Source organism: Pseudomonas sp. S3_A03 (genome assembly GCF_054668275.1).
Genome location: NZ_CP162753.1, coordinates 3,849,794 through 3,868,125, shown reverse-complemented (window position 1 = coordinate 3,868,125; position 18,332 = coordinate 3,849,794). Strand labels below are relative to the sequence as shown.

At 61.2% G+C, this 18,332-nt stretch carries 14 protein-coding genes and 1 pseudogene; 8 read left to right on the top strand and 7 right to left on the bottom strand.

The window, feature by feature from the left end; translation table 11 throughout:
• Positions 1–120: 120 nt before the first annotated feature.
• A pseudogene (locus AB4O25_RS17735) lies at positions 121–2,042 on the top strand (acetyl-CoA hydrolase/transferase C-terminal domain-containing protein).
• 127 nt (positions 2,043–2,169) lie between these two features.
• Here the strand turns inward: AB4O25_RS17735 and AB4O25_RS17730 are convergent.
• On the bottom strand, positions 2,170–2,739 hold the full coding sequence (locus AB4O25_RS17730; protein WP_003176890.1) for a xanthine phosphoribosyltransferase: 570 nt from the start codon (positions 2,737–2,739) through the stop codon (positions 2,170–2,172).
• A 58-nt stretch (positions 2,740–2,797) separates the two neighbouring features.
• A complete protein-coding gene (rep, locus tag AB4O25_RS17725) occupies positions 2,798–4,807 on the bottom strand; it encodes a DNA helicase Rep (protein ID WP_017526834.1) in 2,010 nt (669 codons plus the stop codon).
• Between the two features lie 255 nt (positions 4,808–5,062).
• Between rep and AB4O25_RS17720 the strand changes: the two genes are divergently transcribed.
• On the top strand, positions 5,063–6,727 hold the full coding sequence (locus AB4O25_RS17720) for a putative bifunctional diguanylate cyclase/phosphodiesterase (RefSeq protein ID WP_017526835.1): 1,665 nt from the start codon (positions 5,063–5,065) through the stop codon (positions 6,725–6,727).
• Positions 6,728–6,754: 27 nt separating this feature from the next.
• Here AB4O25_RS17720 and AB4O25_RS17715 read toward each other — a convergent pair whose 3' ends face one another.
• Complete coding sequence (locus tag AB4O25_RS17715) at positions 6,755–8,158, bottom strand: NorM family multidrug efflux MATE transporter (protein ID WP_065879261.1); 1,404 nt, start codon at positions 8,156–8,158, stop codon at positions 6,755–6,757.
• 152 nt (positions 8,159–8,310) lie between these two features.
• Between AB4O25_RS17715 and AB4O25_RS17710 the strand changes: the two genes are divergently transcribed.
• Entirely contained in the window at positions 8,311–9,231 is a 921-nt protein-coding gene (locus tag AB4O25_RS17710) for a LysR substrate-binding domain-containing protein (RefSeq protein ID WP_017526837.1), read from the top strand.
• A 178-nt stretch (positions 9,232–9,409) separates the two neighbouring features.
• Complete coding sequence (locus tag AB4O25_RS17705; protein ID WP_017526838.1) at positions 9,410–11,386, top strand: methyl-accepting chemotaxis protein; 1,977 nt, start codon at positions 9,410–9,412, stop codon at positions 11,384–11,386.
• A 41-nt stretch (positions 11,387–11,427) separates the two neighbouring features.
• Here the strand turns inward: AB4O25_RS17705 and AB4O25_RS17700 are convergent, their stop codons facing one another.
• Both AB4O25_RS17700 and AB4O25_RS17695 read right to left on the bottom strand, forming a co-directional pair.
• Complete coding sequence (locus AB4O25_RS17700) at positions 11,428–12,924, bottom strand: YifB family Mg chelatase-like AAA ATPase (protein WP_460149826.1); 1,497 nt, start codon at positions 12,922–12,924, stop codon at positions 11,428–11,430.
• 152 nt (positions 12,925–13,076) lie between these two features.
• Positions 13,077–13,337: an accessory factor UbiK family protein gene (locus AB4O25_RS17695; RefSeq protein ID WP_017526840.1), complete on the bottom strand. Its 261-nt coding sequence runs from the start codon at positions 13,335–13,337 to the stop codon at positions 13,077–13,079.
• A 423-nt stretch (positions 13,338–13,760) separates the two neighbouring features.
• Between AB4O25_RS17695 and glnK the strand changes: the two genes are divergently transcribed.
• From glnK to sutA, 4 genes are all read left to right on the top strand, one after another.
• On the top strand, positions 13,761–14,099 hold the full coding sequence (gene glnK, locus AB4O25_RS17690) for a P-II family nitrogen regulator (RefSeq protein ID WP_002555808.1): 339 nt from the start codon (positions 13,761–13,763) through the stop codon (positions 14,097–14,099).
• A gap of 34 nt (positions 14,100–14,133) precedes the next feature.
• Complete coding sequence (locus tag AB4O25_RS17685) at positions 14,134–15,471, top strand: ammonium transporter (protein ID WP_017526841.1); 1,338 nt, start codon at positions 14,134–14,136, stop codon at positions 15,469–15,471.
• A gap of 210 nt (positions 15,472–15,681) precedes the next feature.
• Positions 15,682–16,107: a secondary thiamine-phosphate synthase enzyme YjbQ gene (locus tag AB4O25_RS17680; protein ID WP_017526842.1), complete on the top strand. Its 426-nt coding sequence runs from the start codon at positions 15,682–15,684 to the stop codon at positions 16,105–16,107.
• A gap of 102 nt (positions 16,108–16,209) precedes the next feature.
• The gene (gene sutA, locus AB4O25_RS17675; RefSeq protein ID WP_017526843.1) at positions 16,210–16,545 is read left to right on the top strand and encodes a transcriptional regulator SutA; all 336 of its coding nucleotides are present in this window, start codon (positions 16,210–16,212) and stop codon (positions 16,543–16,545) included.
• 194 nt (positions 16,546–16,739) lie between these two features.
• Here sutA and AB4O25_RS17670 read toward each other — a convergent pair whose 3' ends face one another.
• Both AB4O25_RS17670 and xerC read right to left on the bottom strand, forming a co-directional pair.
• A complete protein-coding gene (locus AB4O25_RS17670; protein ID WP_116078100.1) occupies positions 16,740–17,435 on the bottom strand; it encodes an HAD-IA family hydrolase in 696 nt (231 codons plus the stop codon).
• Positions 17,432–18,331, bottom strand: a complete 900-nt coding sequence (xerC, locus tag AB4O25_RS17665) for a tyrosine recombinase XerC (RefSeq protein ID WP_065879265.1) — start codon at positions 18,329–18,331, stop codon at positions 17,432–17,434. Before xerC ends, AB4O25_RS17670 begins: the two co-directional genes overlap by 4 nt.
• Position 18,332 lies beyond the last annotated feature (1 nt).

Here is an 18,332-nt window from a genome sequence, read left to right as displayed (position 1 = left end):
AAAATGCCGCTTACGAGCGGCTTTTTTGTACCTGTCATTCAGGTTTTGCGCTGTTCATTGCAGCAAAGACCCGGCAAGCTCGGTCGAACCCCTATTCATGGAATGTTCGGGAGCAGTCGGATGGTGCAGTTGTGTTCAATCGAGCAAGCAGTTGACGACGTACTGGCGCGCTTGCCGGCGCATATCCACATGGGCATGCCGCTGGGCCTGGGTAAGCCCAACCTGTTCGTCAACGCGCTGTACCGGCGAATCGCCCAACTGCCGGAGCGCGCGCTTACGATTTACACCGCCCTGAGCCTTGGCCGGCCAACCCTGGGTGACGGGTTGCAGAAGCGCTTTCTCGAACCCTTCATCGAGCGGGTGTTCGGTGACTATCCCGAGCTGGATTTCCTCGCCGACCTGCATAAAGACAGCCTTCCAAACAACATCCACGTACGGCAGTTCTTCATGCAGCCCGGCAGTTTGCTGCACAGCACGTCGGCCCAGCAGGATTACGTCAGCAGTAACTACAGCCACGCCGCCCGCGATATCAATGCCGCTGGCTTGAATCTGGTTGCACAATTGGTGGCCAGCAGCGCCGAGCATCCGGACCGCCTGAGCCTGAGCTGCAACCCCGATATCAGCCTTGACCTGCTGCCGATGATCGAAAAGCGCCGCGACGCGGGCGAAACCATTTTGATCGTCGGCCAGGTCCACACCGACTTGCCCTACATGCCTGGCGATTCCGAATTGGGCATGGATGCGTTCGACTACCTGATCGATGCCAAGGACAGCACCACGCTGTTTTCCACGCCGAATATGCCGGTGGGGTTCCAGGATCATTTCATCGGCCTGCACGCCAGCACCCTGGTGCGTGATGGCGGCACCTTGCAGATAGGCATCGGTTCCATGGGGGATGCGCTGACCGCCGCCTTGCTCGCGCGCCAGGCCGACAACGAAGCCTACCGCCTGCTGCTGACGGACCTTGATGTGTACCAGTGGGCGCCGCTGATCAGCCGTGAAGGCGGTGTCGATCCCTTCGCCCGTGGCCTCTACGGCTGCAGCGAGATGTTCGTCAACGGCCTGCTGGTGCTGGCGGATGCGGGGATTGTGCGACGCAAGGTTTATCCGGATGTGGCGACTCAGGAGCAGGCCAACGCCGGCTTGCTGGACGATGCGGCGCAGCCCGATGGGGTGTCGATACACGGTGGTTTCTTCCTGGGCCCCCGCAGTTTTTACCAGCGCTTGCAGGAAATGACCCACGCCAAGCGCCTGCAATTCAACATGACCCGCATCAGCTACATCAACGAGCTGTACGGTCAGGAAGAACTCAAGCGTTTGCAGCGCCAGGATGCGCGGTTTATCAACAGCGCAATCATGGTGACCTTGCTCGGCGCGGGCGTCGCGGACCAGTTGGAAGACGGTCGCGTACTCAGCGGCGTGGGCGGGCAATACAATTTTGTTGCCCAGGGCCATGCATTGGACGGTGCGCGCTCGATCCTGATCTTGCGCAGCTGGCGCGAGTCGGCGGGGAGGTCAGTTCCAATATCGTCTGGGGCTACGGCCACTGCACCATCCCCCGGCACCTGCGGGATATCGTGATCACCGAGTACGGAATTGCCGACTTGCGGGGGCAGACGGACGCCAAGGTGATCGAAGCACTGCTTACTATCAGCGACTCACGCTTCCAGGCCGACTTGATCGAGCAGGCGCAAAAGGCCGGCAAGTTACCCAGGGGCTTTCAGTTGGATCCACGTTTTGCCGACAACACGCCGGAGCGCCTCAAAGGCATTCAGGCGCGGCATAAACGCTTGTTCCCGGAGTACCCGTTGGGCAGTGATTTCACCAATGAAGAGCGGGACTTGTTACGGGCGCTGAACTGGCTCAAGAGTAAGTTCAAGCTGACGGAGGTGCTTGAGCTGGGCAAGGCCGCGCTGGATGCTCCGGAGCCGGAGGCGTTTCCCAGGCATCTGGAGCGGATGCGGCTGGATAGGCCGGAGGGGCTGAAAGAGGATCTCTATCAGCGCTTGTTGCTGGCGGGCTTACAAGCAACCGCGCACTGAAAACCAATATAAAACCAAATGTGGGAGGGGGCTTGCCCCCGATAGGCAGTGTGTCAGCCAATACATTTGGTGACTGATACACCGCTATCGGGAGCAAGCCCCCTCCTACATTTCAAGCGGTGTTGCCTCAGATAAAGGTGACAACCCCACCTGCCAGCGACTTCACCCGCGCCAGCGACTCAACCCGATAGCCCTGCGCATCCAGCTCCGCACGGCCACCCTGGAACGACTTCTCGATCACGATCCCCAGGCCCGCAACGGTCGCGCCGGCCTGCTTGATGATCGAAATCAGCGCCTGGGACGCCTTGCCGTTGGCCAAAAAGTCATCGATCACCAACACGCGGTCGCTGCTGGTCAGATGACGCGGCGAGATCGCCACGGTGCTCTCGGTTTTCTTGGTGAAGGAATACACCGTCGCCGACAGCAGGTTTTCGGTCAGGGTCAGCGACTGCTGCTTGCGCGCAAAAATCACCGGTACGCCCAGGTTCAGGCCGGTCATGATCGCCGGGGCGATACCCGAGGCTTCGATGGTGACGATCTTGGTGATGCCCGAATCCTTGAACAGCGCGGCGAATTCGTCGCCGATCAGTTTCATCAGTGCCGGGTCGATCTGGTGGTTCAAAAAGGCGTCGACCTTGAGTACCTGATCGGAAAGCACGATGCCTTCTTCGCGAATTTTCTTGTGCAGTGCTTCCACGGAAAGCTTCCTCTAATGGCGCGGTGCGCGCCGAAAGTAGATTAAAAAATAGTCGATTCTAGCGCTTTAGCATTGCGCGTATATCCGCCAGGGCGGTATTGCCGCGAACGGCCTTCACCTCGGTCGGGGTGTCGTCATTGCCTTCCCAGGCCAAGTCATCCGGCGGTAGTTCGTCGAGGAACCGGCTGGGGGCACAATCGATGATTTCGCCGTATTGCTTGCGCTTGGCGGCAAAGGTGAAGGCCAGAGTCTGACGCGCGCGGGTAATGCCCACGTAGGCCAGGCGCCGTTCCTCTTCGATGGTGTCGGCTTCAATACTGGAGCGGTGCGGGAGGATTTCTTCTTCCATGCCCATGATGAACACGTAGGGAAATTCCAGACCCTTGGAGGCATGCAAGGTCATCATCTGCACACCTTCGGCGCCGTCTTCCTCTTCTTGCTGGCGCTCAAGCATGTCGCGCAGCACCAGCTTGCCGATGGCGTCCTCGACGGTCATTTCGCCGTCTTCGTCTTTTTCCAGGGTGTTCTTCAGCGCTTCGATCAGGAACCAGACGTTGCCCATGCGGTAATCCGCGGCCTTGTCGCTGGAGCTGTTGGTGCGCAGCCAGTTCTCATAGTCAATGTCCATGACCATGCTGCGCAGGGCGCTGATCGGGTCTTCCCCGGCGCATTGTTCGCGCACCTTGTCCATAAAACGCTTGAAGCGCGACAGACGATCGGTGAAGCGTGTGTCCAGGTGTTCGCCCAGGCCGATTTCATCGGTGGCGGCGTACATCGAGATCTTGCGCTCGGTGGCGTAGTTGCCGAGTTTTTCCAGCGTCGTCGAACCGATCTCCCGACGTGGGACGTTGATCACCCGCAGGAAGGCGTTGTCGTCGTCCGGGTTCACGATCAACCGGAAGTAGGCCATCAGGTCTTTTACTTCCTGGCGTCCGAAAAAACTGTTGCCGCCCGACAGGCGATACGGCACCTGGTGGTGCTGCAATTTCAGCTCGATCAGCTTGGCCTGGTAGTTGCCGCGATACAGGATCGCAAAGTCGCTGTAGGGCCGGTCGGTACGCAAGTGCAGGCTGAGGATTTCCACGGCCACGCGCTCGGCTTCGGCGTCTTCGTTGCGGCAACGGATCACGCGGATCTCATCGCCATGGCCCATCTCGCTCCACAGCTGTTTTTCAAACTCGTGGGGGTTGTTGGAGATCAACACGTTGGCGCAACGCAGGATGCGGCTGGTAGAGCGGTAGTTCTGCTCCAGCATCACCACTTTCAGGGACGGGTAGTCGACCTTGAGCAGCATCAGGTTTTCCGGGCGGGCGCCGCGCCAGGCGTAGATCGATTGGTCATCGTCGCCCACCACGGTGAACTGGTTGCGCGTGCCGATCAGTAGCTTCACCAGCAAATACTGGCTGGCGTTGGTGTCCTGGTATTCGTCCACCAGCAGGTAGCGCACCTTGTTCTGCCACTTTTCAAGGATGTCGGCGTGTTCCTGGAACAGCTTGACCGGTTGCAGGATCAGGTCATCGAAGTCCACCGCGTTGAACGCCTTCAGCGTGCGTTGATAGTGGGTGTAGACGATGGCGGCGGTCTGTTCCTTGGGGTTGCGTGCGTTTTCCAGGGCTTGGGCGGGCAGGATCAGGTCGTTCTTCCAGGCGCCGATCATGTTCTTGATCTCGTCAACGCCGTCGTCGCCCGCGTATTCCTTCTGCATGATGTCGGTCATCAGGGCTTTGACGTCGGTCTCGTCAAAAATCGAGAAACCCGGCTTGTAGCCCAGCCGCGCATGCTCCTTGCGGATGATGTTCAGGCCCAGGTTGTGGAACGTACACACGGTCAGGCCCCGACCCTCGCCACCCTTGAGCAGGGTGCCGACACGCTCTTTCATCTCGCGCGCGGCCTTGTTGGTAAAGGTCATGGCGACGATGTACTGCGCGCGGATGCCGCAGTTCTGGATCAGGTGCGCGATCTTGCGGGTGATCACGCTGGTCTTGCCGGAGCCTGCGCCGGCGAGCACCAATAGAGGGCCGCCGACATAGTTCACGGCTTCTTGCTGCCGGGGATTGAGTCGGGACATACAGAGTTCAGGGAGTCGTTGTTCAAAAGGGCGGGCATTTTAACAGGCTGGCGAGATTCTGCTGCTCTGGATCGACGGTGTGACGTACCACTCGATCTAAATTTGCCGCTTTTGCTACTTTGCCGCAGGATGTATTAGTTTTTAAGACAATTGCTTACAGCCTGCGTATTTGATAACCCCTGTCATTGGTGATTGTCAGGTCGCACGTCATAATGCCCGCCGCCAACGAATTTTTGCAGAGTCTAGGGAGCTAGCTTGTCTACGCCTGTCGAACCCTTGCGTTTGCTGCTATTGGCCGATGCGCCTGAGTGGGCAGCTTTGTTGCGCGAGTGCCTGGCGCCGATGGGCGAAGGGGCTGTGCTGATCAGCGCACCCAACTGGGACTCGGTGAGTCGTCTGTTCGATGACGACCAAAGCGCCGTGCTATTGACCACGCCCAGCCTGCAGCCCGGGCCTGGCCGTTGCAGCCTGCCGTGTGTGTTGCTGCTGGAAGAGGAGCCGTTGGTAGCGCCGTTGGGCGTCAGTGATTGGCTGATCCATGATGGATTGGACGCCGACACTGTGCGCCGTTGCCTGCGCCATGTGCGCGAGCGTGGTGTGCTGGAAAACACCCTGCAGCGCCTGGCCGAGCAAGACCCCCTCACCGGTATCGCCAACCGCCAGGGTTTCCAGACCCTGCTGGCCGCGCGGCTGGCCGAGAACGAAGGTCGCGGCCTGGCCCTCGGTCACCTGGACCTCGACAATTTCCGTCACGCCAACGACGCCCTCGGCCACCAGGCCGGCGACCGGTTGATCCTGCAGGTGGTCTCGCGGCTCAAGAACCAGCTTGAGGTCGGCGACCAACTGGCCCGCCTGGGCAGCGATGAATTTGCGCTGTTGATCGACACCCGCCGTGCGCCCCAGCGCGCCGAATGGATGGCCGAGCGCATTACCGAAGCGATGGCCGAACCTTACTGGGTAGATGGCGAAAGCCTGCTGATCGGTTGCAGCCTGGGCGTGGCGCATGCCCGTGCGCGCGCCGGCGCCGACCCGCTGATGTGGCACGCCCATATCGCCATGCAGCAAGCCAAAAGCACTCAGGGCTGCACCTTTCATATCTTCAACGAACGCATCAACCGCAATGCGCGCAGCCTGGCCGACCTGGAAAGTGAACTGCGCCGTGCCCTGCGTCGCGATGAGTTGGAGTTGCATTACCAGCCACGCCTGGATCTGGACGATGGGCATATCGTCGGCCTTGAGGCCCTGGTGCGCTGGCGCCACGGCGAACGCGGCCTGTTGCCCCCCAGCGAATTCGTGCCCCTGGCCGAACAGAGCGGCCTGATCGTACCGCTGGGCTACTGGGTGATCTCCCGGGCCCTGCGCGACATGCAAGACCTGCGCGAACGCGGCCTGCCGCCGCTGCACATGGCGGTCAACCTGTCGTTCCGCCAGTTCCAGGACAGCCAGTTGCTCTCCACGCTCAGCCGGCTGATCAGCGAGCGCGGCGTGGAGGCGCAGTGGTTGGAGTTCGAGCTGACCGAAACCGCCGTGATGCGCCGCAGTGACCTGGTCAAGCAGACCATGGATGCCCTCGGTCGCCTGGGTGTGCGGTTTTCCCTGGATGACTTCGGCACCGGTTTCTCATCGTTCGTGCACCTCAATAGCTTGCCGATCGCCTTGTTGAAGATCGACAAGAGCTTTGTCGGCGGCATGGAAGAGCGCGAAGAGAACCGCAAGCTGGTACACGCGATGATCAACCTGGCACACAATCTCAACCTGGAAGTGGTGGCCGAAGGCGTGGAAACCCCGGAGCAACTCGCGTTGCTGAGGCTGTTTGGCTGCGACCAGGCCCAGGGTTACCTGATCAGCAAACCGTTGCCGCTGCCGGAGTTGGTGGAGTACTTGAAGTTCGACAAGGGCCAGCAGGCGTTACTGGGTTGAGCTGTAAACCCAACCCAAGTGCCCGCGCTAGTCAGGTTGCATGGCTGGGAATTTCGCGTGTACTTGCGGTTCCTGGCGAATCATTCGCTTCATCTTCGCTTCAAACGCCCAAGTCAGGCTGACCGCTGCACACGCCAGGCCCAACGCCAAACCCCACCACACACCGGTCGGCCCCCAGCCCAGGGTGAAGGCCATCAGCCAGGCCGAAGGCGCGCCGATCAGCCAGTAGCATCCCAAGCCCACCAGAAAGGTGGTCTTGGCATCCTTGAGCCCTCGGATGCAGCCCATGGCGATGGTCTGCACGCCATCGAACAGCTCGAACCAGGCCGCGACGGCCAACAGGCTGACTGCCAGCACGATCACGTCGTGGAACGCCGGGTCGTCATGGTCGAGGAAGAGCCCGATCAAAGGGTCGGAAAACAGCCACAGCACGGCGGCAAATCCCAACATCACCGCCGCGCCAAAACTGATCCCCACTCGCCCCGCCATGCGCGCTTGCAGCAATTGCCCGGCCCCATAGTGCTGGCCGATGCGCATGGTCACCGCGTAGGACATGCCGGCCGGAACCATGAACGCCACCGAGACAATTTGCAGGGCGATCTGATGCGCCGCCAACTGCGTACTGCCCATGGTACCCATGCACAGCGCGGCAAAGGCGAACAACCCGACCTCCACCGCGTAGGTGCCGCCAATCGGCAGGCCCAGGCGCCACAATTCGCGCAGATAGTGGGTGTTGAGGCGCAGCAGGCCGTTGCTCAGCGGGTAGGCAGCGTAGGCGCGGTTGCTGCGGATGTACCACATCAGCGCCAGCGCCATGCCATTGGCGACGATGGCGGTGACCAGGCCGATGCCCATCAAGCCGAGTTTCGGCAGGCCGAACATGCCTTCGATCAGCGCGTGATTGAGCAGGTAGTTGAGCACCGTGCCGCCGAGGCTGATCACCATCACCGGGGTGGCCTTGCCGATGGCACTGGTGAAGCCGCGCAAAGCCATGAAGCTCAGGTAGCCGGGCAAGGCGAACGGCAGCACCGTGAGGAACTGTCCCGCCGACTGCACGTTGGTTTCGGTCTGGCCGAACATCAGCAGCACCGGTTTGAGGTTCCATAGCAGCAAGGCCGCCGCCAGGGCCATCAGCCAGGCAAGCCAGAGCCCGGCCTGGGTCAGGCGGGTGGCGCCTTCGATATCGCCGGCGCCGTGACGGATAGCGACCAGCGTCCCCACGGCAGCAATCACGCCGATGCAGAAGATCGACACGAACGAATAACTCGCCGCGCCCAGGCCGCCGCCAGCCAGGGCTTCCGGGCTCAGGCGCGCCATCATCAAGGTGTCTGTCAGCACCATCAACATGTGCGCCAACTGCGAGGCAATCAGCGGCCCTGACAGCCGCAGAATGGCCCAGAGTTCGGTACGTGCCGGATGCTGCATGATCATCACGCTCAACAAATCAGAGGGTTGGGAGAGGGTTGATTCTCGGCGCTCTGCGCCCAATGCACAAAGGGATAAAAGCGATCGTTCGCATGATTAAAACTCATGCCTGATTGATTCTGGTAGGGTTCGGGCATTGCGCTGTCGGAGCTTTCAACATGTCTCGTCGTCTTCCTCCTCTTTATGCCTTGCGCGCATTTGAAGCGGCCTCCCGGCACCATTCCTTTACTCGCGCCGCTGAAGAGCTGTCGATCACCCAGAGTGCGGTGAGCCGGCATATCCGCACCCTGGAAGAACATTTCGCCTGCCGCCTGTTTCAGCGCAGCGGCCGCAATTTGCAGCTCACCGAAGCCGCGCGCCTGCTGTTGCCCGGCGTGCGCGAAGGGTTTGCCGCACTGGAACGGGCCTGCCACACCCTGAACGCCGAAGACGACATTTTGCGCATGAAGGCGCCGTCGACCCTGACCATGCGTTGGTTGTTGGCGCGGCTCAGTCGCTTCCGGGCGTTGCAGCCGGGCAATGAGGTGCAACTGACCAGCGCCTGGATGAGCGTGGATGAGGTGGATTTCAACCAGGAGCCTTTCGATTGCGCGGTGCTCTTGAGCAACGGGCATTTTCCAGCGGATTGGGAGGCCTGCTATCTGTTCCCCGAGCTGTTGATTCCGGTTGGCGCGCCGAACTTGTTGAGCGACGGGCCTTGGGATGTAAACCGCCTGGCCGGCGCCGAGTTGCTGCACCCCACGCCAGACCGTCGCGACTGGCGCAGTTGGCTGGAGCGCATGGGGTTGTCGTCCCAGGTTTCGCTCAAGGGCGGGCAGGTGTTCGATACGCTTGAGCTGGGCATGATCGCCGCCGCCCGTGGTTACGGCGTGTCCATGGGCGACCTGCTGATGGTGGCCGAAGACGTGGCCCAGGGGCGTTTGAGCCTGCCGTGGCCGACCGCGGTGGCCAGTGGGGAAAATTACTACCTGGTGTGGCCGAAAACCCGTCCCGGTGGTGAACGCTTGCGGCGCCTGGCGGATTTCCTTCAGGGCGAAGTGCAAGCCATGGTCCTGCCGGCGGTCGAGCGCCTCGATTGAGGGGGTTGCAGGCCTGGCGCGCAACCGTTTGCGTGATACCCCTGCGACTCGCTCAAGTATTGCCGAGCGCCGCCGAAGTAGGTGTGTTGGCACCATCGTCCTCCAACGTTTCCCACCAGATAATTTGCCGAGCAGCGCTATGAGATCAGGATGATCCTGGCCTCGGCCAGGAGCAGTCATGTCTCAACCTCGCGCCCGGATCGCCTCCCAGTTAGGCCTCGCATTAGCCTTGATTCTGGCTGTCGTCATCAGCGGCAGTACCGTTTTCGCCCTGCGGTCCCTCGATGCCGCCAACCTCGATACCCGCGAGGAGCACCTGGCCAGCGAAGCGCGTTTGCTCGCCGACCAGCTCAATACCTTCCACAGTACGCTGCGCGAAAGCACCCAGCGCCTGACGGGGTTGTTTGAGAAGCGCTTCAGCGCCGGGCTGTCGGTGCAGGCCGATCACCCGGTCACCGTGGCCGGGGTGCAGACGCCGAGCCTGTTGCTGGGCAGCGAAGTGCTCAACAACAACTTCACCGAAGTAGACGAGTTCAAGCAAATGTCCGGCGGCGTGGCCACGGTGTTCGTGCGCAGCGGCGACGACTTTATCCGCGTCAGCACGTCCCTGACCAAGCAGGACGGCAGCCGCGCGATCGGCACCGTGCTTGATCGCCAAGGCCCGGCTTACCAACGTGTTCTCGGTGGCCAGGCCTATATCGGGCGAGCAGTGTTGTTCGATCGGTCCTATATGACCCAGTACAGCCCTGTACGCGACGCCGGCGGCAAAGTGATTGCCGTGCTGTTCATCGGGTTTGACTACACCGACGCCCAGGCCGCGCAGTTCGAAAACCTCAAGCGCTTCCGCATCGGCCAGACCGGCTCCCTGGCGTTGCTCGACGAGCAGAAGCGCTGGCTGGTACCGCCGGCGGGTGTACAGGCGTTGGATCAGGCGGTGCCGGTGATGTTGGATCTGGCCAAGACCCCTGGCAAAGGCCGCTTCTGGAGCGACAAGAACGAAGATTTCTACAGTGTTTCGGTACCCTTCGACGGTGGCCCTTGGGCCGTGGTTGCGAGCATGCCGAAAGCTGAAATCCGCGCGGTTACCTGGGCGGTCGGGATTCGCCTGGTGATCGGCAGCGTGCTGGCGATGCTGCTGGCGGTGGGTGCCACGGTGTGGCTGCTGCGCAGCAAGCTGCAGCCGCTGAGCGACCTGGTGCGCCAGGCCGAAGCCTTGGGCGCGGGTGATTTGAGTGCACGCCTGAACGTGTCCAGCCATGACGAAATTGGCCAACTGGCGCGCAGTTTCAACCAAATGGGTGAAGCGCTGTCGACCATGGTTTCCCATATCCGCAAGGCAGCCGAAGAGGTCAATAGCCGTGCCCAAGCGCTGTCCGGTTTGTCTGGCGGTGCTTATGACGGCATGGAACAGCAGTCCGGCGAGATCACCAGCATGGCCGGCGCGGTTGAGGAGTTCAGCGCCACGTCGCTGAATATCGCCGACAATATGGGCGCCACCGAGCGCCTGGCCCAGGAAAACGCGCAACAAACCCGTATCGGTCGCAACTCGATGCAAGAGGCGTCGTCGTCCCTGGAACACATCGCCACCGCCCTGAACAGCACCGCGTCCGTGATCAACACCTTGGGCCAACGCTCCCAGGAGATCGGCGGAATCGTCGGCGTGATCACCTCCATCGCCGAGCAGACCAACCTGCTGGCGCTCAACGCCGCCATCGAAGCCGCACGGGCCGGTGAACAGGGTCGCGGTTTTGCCGTGGTAGCCGACGAGGTGCGCAACCTGGCGTCGCGTACCCGCGAAGCCACGGATGAAATTTCCGGGATGATCCAGAGCATCCAGAAGGAAACCGGCAATGCCATCAGCACCATGGAGCACGGCAATGCGCTGATGCAGGAAGGCCTGTCGCGCAACGCCGACGTGGCCTCGGCCCTGGCACGTATCGACGAGCAAAGCCGCTCGGCCGGTCAGCAGTTCGCAGCGATTACCACCGCGACCCAGGAGCAAAGCAGCACCGCGACCTTGCTCAGCAGCAACTTGCAGAGCATCGCGCTGGCCAATAGCGAGCAGCGTGAAGTGGTGTCGAATTTGGCGATTACCGCTAAGGAGTTGGAAACGTTGGCGGCGGGCCTGCGCCATGAAGTGGATCGGTTCCGCTGAGATTACGCTGTGCAAAATGTGCGAGGGGGCCTACGCCAGACTCAAGTGATTGCTGGGGGCCGGTATTGCAAGGCCTCCATGAGATGATCGCGGGTGATCGCCTGCACCTGATCCAAGTCCGCCAGAGTGCGTGCCACCTTGAGTAGCCGATGTGCCGCGCGCAGCGACAACGTCAGCCGCTCGCAGGCACCCTCCAGCCAGCTTTCATCGGCTTTCAGTAATTGGCAGTGCTCGCGCAGGCTCGGTAGATCAAGGAAGGCATTGGCGCAGCCCTGGCGCCGTTGCTGACGGTCCCTGGCTTCGGCCACGTGGGCCGAGGCTGTAGCCGTCGTGTCACCGGCCTGCCGGGTTGGATTCAACGCGGTTGTTTCACGTGCCACGGTAAGGTGCAGGTCGATTCGATCTAGCAGCGGCCCGGAGAGCTTGTTTCGATACCGCTGGATTTGCTCCGGCGTGCAGCGACAACGCCCACTGGGTTCGCCCATATAGCCGCAGGGGCAGGGGTTCATGGCCGCCACCAGTTGGAAGCGCGCCGGGAAACTCACTCGGTCGCGAGCGCGGGAAATCACGATGTGTCCCGACTCCAGTGGCTCGCGCAGCACCTCCAGTACTTTGCGATCGAACTCCGGCAATTCATCCAGGAACAACACCCCGTGATGCGCCAGGGTAATTTCCCCTGGCTGCGGTTTCGAGCCGCCACCCACCAGCGCCGGGCCTGAAGCGGAATGGTGCGGCTGGCGAAACGGCCGGTGTGGCCAGTGGCTCAGCGGCGCGAGGCTGACCACCGATTGGATCGCCGCCACTTCCAGAGCCTCCTGTTCGCTCAGTGGCGGTAGCAAACCGGGCAGGCGGCTGGCGAGCAAGGTCTTGCCGGTGCCCGGTGGCCCGCTGAACAGCAGGTTGTGCGCACCCGCCGCTGCGATCAGCAATGCACGCTTGGCGGCGAGTTGGCCCTGCACTTCGCTCAAGTCTGGGTAGGGCTTGTTCAGGTACAGCAAGCCATCGGATTTGTAGGGCTCAATCGGCACCTGCCCATTCAAGTGCGCTACCACCTGCAGGAGGTGATCCACCGCTATCACCTTCAACCCGCAAGCCAGGCAGGCCTCCTCGGCATTCGCCCGCGGCACTATCACGGTGCGCCCGGCCTTGCGCGCCGCCAATGCGGCTGGCAACACACCTTTGACCGCGCGCACTTCACCGGACAGCGCCAATTCGCCCAGGCATTCGACCTCATCGAGCATCAACGCCGGTACCTGCACGCTGGCCGCCAGAATCCCCAAGGCGATGGCCAAATCAAAGCGCCCGCCGTCCTTGGGCAGGTCGGCGGGCGCGAGGTTGAGGGTGATGCGGCGCGAGGGATATTGCAGGGCACTGTTGAGGATGGCGCTGCGCACGCGGTCCTTGCTTTCCTTGACGGCGGTTTCGGGCAGGCCCACCAGGGTCAGGGAAGGCAAGCCATTGGCCATGTGCACTTCTACGGTGACGGCGGGGGCTTCGACGCCGACCTGGGCGCGGCTGTGGACAATGGCGAGGGACATGCTCGTTCCTTGAAATGGAGGGCCGCTTCCTGCGGTTTTTCAAGGGTAGACGAGGTGGGGAAGAGCGAAGCGCGGAGGTTTTACAGAACGTATCCAGAGAAAAAGGTGACGCGCGTGTGGAGGGAGCCAGCCCCCTTCCACACGGGCTGCGTTTATTCAGCGGGTGGTGTTAACCGCGCTTCCAACTCCGCGACTTTCGCTTCCAGGCTCTCCAGCCGCGCACGCGTGCGGGCCAGCACCACCATTTGGCTATCAAACTCTTCTCGGCTTACCAGGTCGAGCTTGCTGAAGCCACTTTGCAGCAAGGCCTTGAACTGGCTTTCGATTTCATTGCGGGGCAGCGGGGTTTCGCCGCTGAACAGGCGAGAGGCATGGCCGCTCAGGGCGTCGAGGAGGTCTTTGGGCGCGAGCATGGGAAATATTCCGGAAAACTGTTGGCGGGCAGTGTATCACGCAGCGTCTATAGTCTTTTTCACGGCCTGCGGCGCACGCTTTTCGCGCATCGCGCCGGACGGCGGCGCACTGTTTTCGTGCGCATTGCGGCCGCCAGACAGCCCTGCGGGTGGGCTTAAGTGGGCAATGGACTGATTTCAGTGGTTTTTACGGGAGCTGGCAAGGTTTCTGCTTAGACGATCATGACCCATGCACTGATGCAGTCGCTGTGACGAATGCAGTGCGCTGACGGATCAGGGGTACAGGTTTCGTCACCAGTGGTTAGCTGGCGTCGCAATGGCAACTGCCCTTGCGACGATGCGTTACAAAGCCAGGCACTGCGCTTAGACTTGAGACGGGTTTGTTTTCCTGGGGCAAGTCCACCAATTCGGGAGAGAGTTTTCATGAAGCTAGTCACTGCCATCATCAAGCCGTTCAAGTTGGACGATGTACGCGAGTCACTGTCCGAGATCGGCGTGCAGGGCATTACCGTTACTGAGGTCAAGGGCTTCGGTCGGCAGAAGGGTCATACCGAGCTGTATCGCGGCGCGGAATACGTAGTCGATTTCCTGCCGAAGGTGAAGATCGATGTCGCCATTGACGACAAGGATCTTGACCGGGTTATCGAGGCGATAACCAAGGCGGCCAACACCGGCAAGATCGGTGACGGCAAGATCTTCGTGGTCAATCTGGAACAGGCTATTCGCATCCGTACCGGCGAAACCGATACCGACGCAATCTAAGCCGCCAAACCCCAACGCCCCAGGAGAAAACAATATGACTCTGCGTAAATTCGCAGGGCTCGGAGCCCTGTTGTCCATCGTAATGCCAAGCCTGGCCATGGCGGCAGACGAAGTGGCTGCTCCAGTCCTCAACTCCGGCGACACCGCCTGGATGCTGACCGCCACCGCACTGGTGCTGTTCATGACCATCCCGGGCCTGGCGCTGTTTTACGGCGGCATGGTCCGCTCCAAGAATATTCTGTCGGTGATGATGCAGTGCTTCGCCATCACTGGCCTGATCAGCATCCTGTGGGTCATCTACGGTTACAGCATCGCGTTCGATACCACCGGTATGGAGCAGGGCGTAGTCAACTTCAATTCCTTCTTCGGCGGCATGGGCAAGGCGTTCCTGGCGGGTGTCACTCCGGCCAGCATCACCGGGCCTGCGGCGCTGTTCCCGGAAGCGGTGTTCATCACTTTCCAGATGACCTTCGCCATCATCACCCCGGCGCTGATCGTCGGTGCGTTCGCTGAGCGTATGAAGTTTTCCGCAATGCTGATTTTCATGGGCATCTGGTTCACGCTGGTCTATGCGCCGATCGCGCACATGGTCTGGAGCGGCAACGGTGGCCTGATGTGGGACTGGGGCGTGCTGGACTTCGCCGGCGGCACCGTGGTTCACATCAACGCCGGTGTGGCCGGCCTGGTAGCTTGCCTGGTACTCGGCAAGCGCAAGGGCTTCCCGACCACACCGATGGCCCCGCACAACCTCGGTTACACCCTGATCGGTGCGGCCATGCTGTGGATCGGCTGGTTCGGCTTCAACGCCGGCTCGGCTGTTGCGGCCAACGGCACTGCGGGCATGGCGATGCTGGTGACTCAGATTGCAACTGCCGCTGCGGCGCTGGGCTGGATGTTCGCCGAGTGGATCACTCACGGTAAGCCAAGCGCACTGGGCATCGCCTCGGGTGTGGTGGCTGGCCTGGTCGCGATCACGCCGGCCGCCGGCACCGTGGGCCCGATGGGCGCACTGATCATCGGCCTGGCGGCGGGTGTGGTGTGCTTCTTCTGTGCCACTACTCTCAAGCGCAAGCTGGGCTACGACGATTCCCTGGATGCCTTCGGCGTACACGGCATTGGCGGTATTCTCGGCGCGATCCTTACCGGTGTATTCGCAGCCCCTTCTCTGGGCGGTTTCGGCACCGTGACTGATATCGCGGCTCAAGTCTGGATCCAGTGCAAAGGCGTCGGTTTCACCGTGATCTACACGGCCATCGTCACCTACATCATCCTGAAGGTGCTGGACATGGTCATGGGCCTGCGTGTCAGCGAAGAGGAGGAGGCTGTTGGCCTCGACCTGGCGCAACACAACGAACGCGGCTACAACTTGTAAGTACGCGAAAAAAAGATGCCCGGCTTGCCGGGCATTTTTTTGTCTGGCGTTTGTCAGTCATAACAAGCTGTGCCGGTTTTGCGTCGAGTTTGTGATAGGACGCACACGGCACTTTTTAGCGTGCGAATGTCTTACAGGCATGTAGGCGTATTCGGCACTTTGTTTTTTCCCAGAGCGCGCTAGAATGCGCGCCGATGGGCGGAGAACTGTATGTGGCAACAGACCCTGATAACCCTGCGGGCCAAGCCTCGGGGCTTTCACCTGGTAACCGATGAGTTGCTTGCCGGCCTGCCTGAGTTGAAGGCGTGTCGTGTGGGCCTGTTGCACCTGTGGTTGCAGCACACTTCGGCCTCGTTGAGTGTCAACGAGAATGCCGACCCGGCGGTTCGCCGTGACTTTGAGCGTTTTTTCAACTCGCTGGTGCCGCAAGGCCGGGCAGGTTTCGAGCACAACGACGAAGGTCCGGATGATCTGCCGGCGCATTTCAAGGCCAGTCTCCTGGGCTGCCAGCTGAGTTTGCCGGTGAAGGCCGGCCGCTTGGCGATGGGGACCTGGCAAGGTGTTTATCTGGGCGAGCACCGTGATCATGGCGGTGCTCGTAAAGTCCTCGCCACCTTGCACGGTGATGAGGCATAGGCCACTGGTTATCCGGTGGACGTTGATTTTTTTCCGGCAGCCTCGACAGAGGATGAAGCTGGGCTATAACTAATCTGCTTTTCGCAAGTCATGAGGTAGAACATGAGCGACGATGATCTGGAAAACGACGACCTTGAAGTAGGTGAGGACGACGAGGCTGAAGACGGTCTTGATGCGGCAGCAGTTGACGACGTTGCTGAGGACGCCGATGAAAGTGGTGGCGACGACGCCGCGCCCAAGGCCAAAGGCAAAGCCAAGGCTGCTGTTTCGGTAGATGAACTGCCGAGCGTTGAGGCCAAGAACAAAGAGCGCGATGCCCTGGCCCGCGCGATGGAAGAGTTTCTTGCCAAAGGCGGCAAAGTGGTCGAAGTCGAGCCCAATGTGGTTGCCGACCCGCCCAAGAAGCCGGATAACAAGTACGGCAGCCGACCTATCTAAGCTCTGCCACCTGCTTGTCAGAAAACGCCCGCCGTCGCTGCGGGCTTTTTCATGGCTGATGATTTATCCGGGCCTTGTGGTGTTCTAACTGTGGGAGGGGGCTTGCTCCCGATAGCGGCAGGTCAGTCGACTCCTCCATCGACTGTCACTCTCCTATCGGGAGCAAGCCCCCTCCCACATTTTGATCGACAGTGTTACTGCCAACTCTGCAGCAACGCAGGCAACTCCGTCAGGCTACGAATTTCTGCATCCGGGCGCTTTGATGCTTCCCACACTTTGCCCGTCGGGTTAAACCACACCGCCCGCAACCCGGCCAGCTGTGCCCCGGCGATGTCATCCCCAGGGTGATCGCCTACATGCACTGCCGCACCGGCGTCCACGCCACCGCGCTGCAACGCCTCTTCAAACAAGCGCGCATCCGGCTTGGCGATGCCGATATCTTCGGCACGTAGCGCGAAGTGAAAATAGTCCGCCAGGCCCACGCGCTGCACATCCGCATTGCCGTTGGTGATCACCCCCAGCAAAAAGTGCTGGCGCAGGGCTTTCAACATGGGCTCGGCTTCAGGGAATACGGTGAGTTGATGGCGCGCATGAATGAACGCCTCAAAGCACACATCCGCCATTTCCCTGGCCTCAGGCTGTGGATAACCCGCCTCTTCAAACGCGTGGATCAGTACGCGGTGGCGCAGGAGGCTGATGCGGTGTTTCAGCTCGGGGTGACGCTGCAGCACCTGCTGGCGCAGGCTGGCGAAATGTTCCAGCGGCAGGTCGCCCACCTTGGTGGCGTTAATCGCCAGCCATTCGCGCATCGACGCTTCGGCGCTGATGATGACCGGTACGTTGTCCCAGAGCGTGTCGTCCAGGTCGAAGGTGATCAGCTTGATACTCATGAGTCGCCGCCCTTGATGCGTTTGGCCCGTGGATGGGCGCTGTCATACACCGTTGCCAGGTGTTGGAAGTCCAGATGGGTGTAGATCTGGGTGGTCTTGATATCGGAGTGGCCGAGCAGTTCCTGCACGGCGCGCAGGTCCTGGGACGACTCCAGCATGTGGCTGGCAAAAGAATGCCGCAGCATATGCGGGTGCAGGTTCTGGCCCAGTTCGCGTTCGCCGGCGGCCTTGACCCGCACCTGGATCGCACGAGGCCCCAGGCGCCGGCCTTGCTGGCTGATAAACACCGCATCGTCCTTGGGGTTGGCCAGCGCTCGCAGCGGCAACCACAGTTGCAACGCTTCGCGGGCCTTCCTGCCCACCGGCAGCACGCGGGTTTTGCTGCCCTTGCCCAGCACTTGCACCAGGCCGTCCGCCAGGTCCAGTTGGTCGATGTTCAGGCCGGTAAGCTCCGACAGGCGCAGGCCCGAGGAATAGAACAGCTCAAGGATCGCCTGGTCGCGGTGGGCGAGGAAGTCATCCTCCACGGCGCCATCGAGCAATTGCAGGGTGCGGTCGGTGTCCAGGGTCTTGGGCAGGCGTCGCTCGCCCTTGGGCGGAGACAGGCCGTTGGCCGGGTCGTGGTCGCACAGGCCTTCGCGGTTGAGGTAGTGATAAAGCCCACGTACTGCCGACAGCAGGCGCGACAGACTACGGGAAGACTGACCTTGCTGATGCAGGCGCGCGATCAGGCTGCGCAGGCTTTGGATATCCAGGGCTTTCCAACTGGTGACCTGTTGTTTTTCGCAGTACGCCAGAACCTTGTTCAAGTCCCGGCGGTAAGCTTCCAGCGTATGGGGCGACACTTGGCGCTCATTGCGCAGATGCGCGCAGTAAGCGTCCAGTTGTCGTTCCATG

What these genes read in the sequence shown, in the direction of transcription:
- rep (WP_017526834.1), bottom strand. Translation starts at nt 4,807, where the DNA reads ATGTCCCGACTCAATCCCCGGCAGCAAGAAGCCGTGAACTATGTCGGC.
- AB4O25_RS17715 (WP_065879261.1), bottom strand. Translation starts at nt 8,158, where the DNA reads ATGATCATGCAGCATCCGGCACGTACCGAACTCTGGGCCATTCTGCGG.
- AB4O25_RS17710 (WP_017526837.1), top strand. Translation starts at nt 8,311, where the DNA reads ATGTCTCGTCGTCTTCCTCCTCTTTATGCCTTGCGCGCATTTGAAGCG.
- AB4O25_RS17705 (WP_017526838.1), top strand. Translation starts at nt 9,410, where the DNA reads ATGTCTCAACCTCGCGCCCGGATCGCCTCCCAGTTAGGCCTCGCATTA.
- AB4O25_RS17700 (WP_460149826.1), bottom strand. Translation starts at nt 12,924, where the DNA reads ATGTCCCTCGCCATTGTCCACAGCCGCGCCCAGGTCGGCGTCGAAGCC.
- AB4O25_RS17695 (WP_017526840.1), bottom strand. Translation starts at nt 13,337, where the DNA reads ATGCTCGCGCCCAAAGACCTCCTCGACGCCCTGAGCGGCCATGCCTCT.
- glnK (WP_002555808.1), top strand. Translation starts at nt 13,761, where the DNA reads ATGAAGCTAGTCACTGCCATCATCAAGCCGTTCAAGTTGGACGATGTA.
- AB4O25_RS17685 (WP_017526841.1), top strand. Translation starts at nt 14,134, where the DNA reads ATGACTCTGCGTAAATTCGCAGGGCTCGGAGCCCTGTTGTCCATCGTA.
- AB4O25_RS17680 (WP_017526842.1), top strand. Translation starts at nt 15,682, where the DNA reads ATGTGGCAACAGACCCTGATAACCCTGCGGGCCAAGCCTCGGGGCTTT.
- sutA (WP_017526843.1), top strand. Translation starts at nt 16,210, where the DNA reads ATGAGCGACGATGATCTGGAAAACGACGACCTTGAAGTAGGTGAGGAC.
- AB4O25_RS17670 (WP_116078100.1), bottom strand. Translation starts at nt 17,435, where the DNA reads ATGAGTATCAAGCTGATCACCTTCGACCTGGACGACACGCTCTGGGAC.
- xerC (WP_065879265.1), bottom strand. Translation starts at nt 18,331, where the DNA reads ATGGAACGACAACTGGACGCTTACTGCGCGCATCTGCGCAATGAGCGC.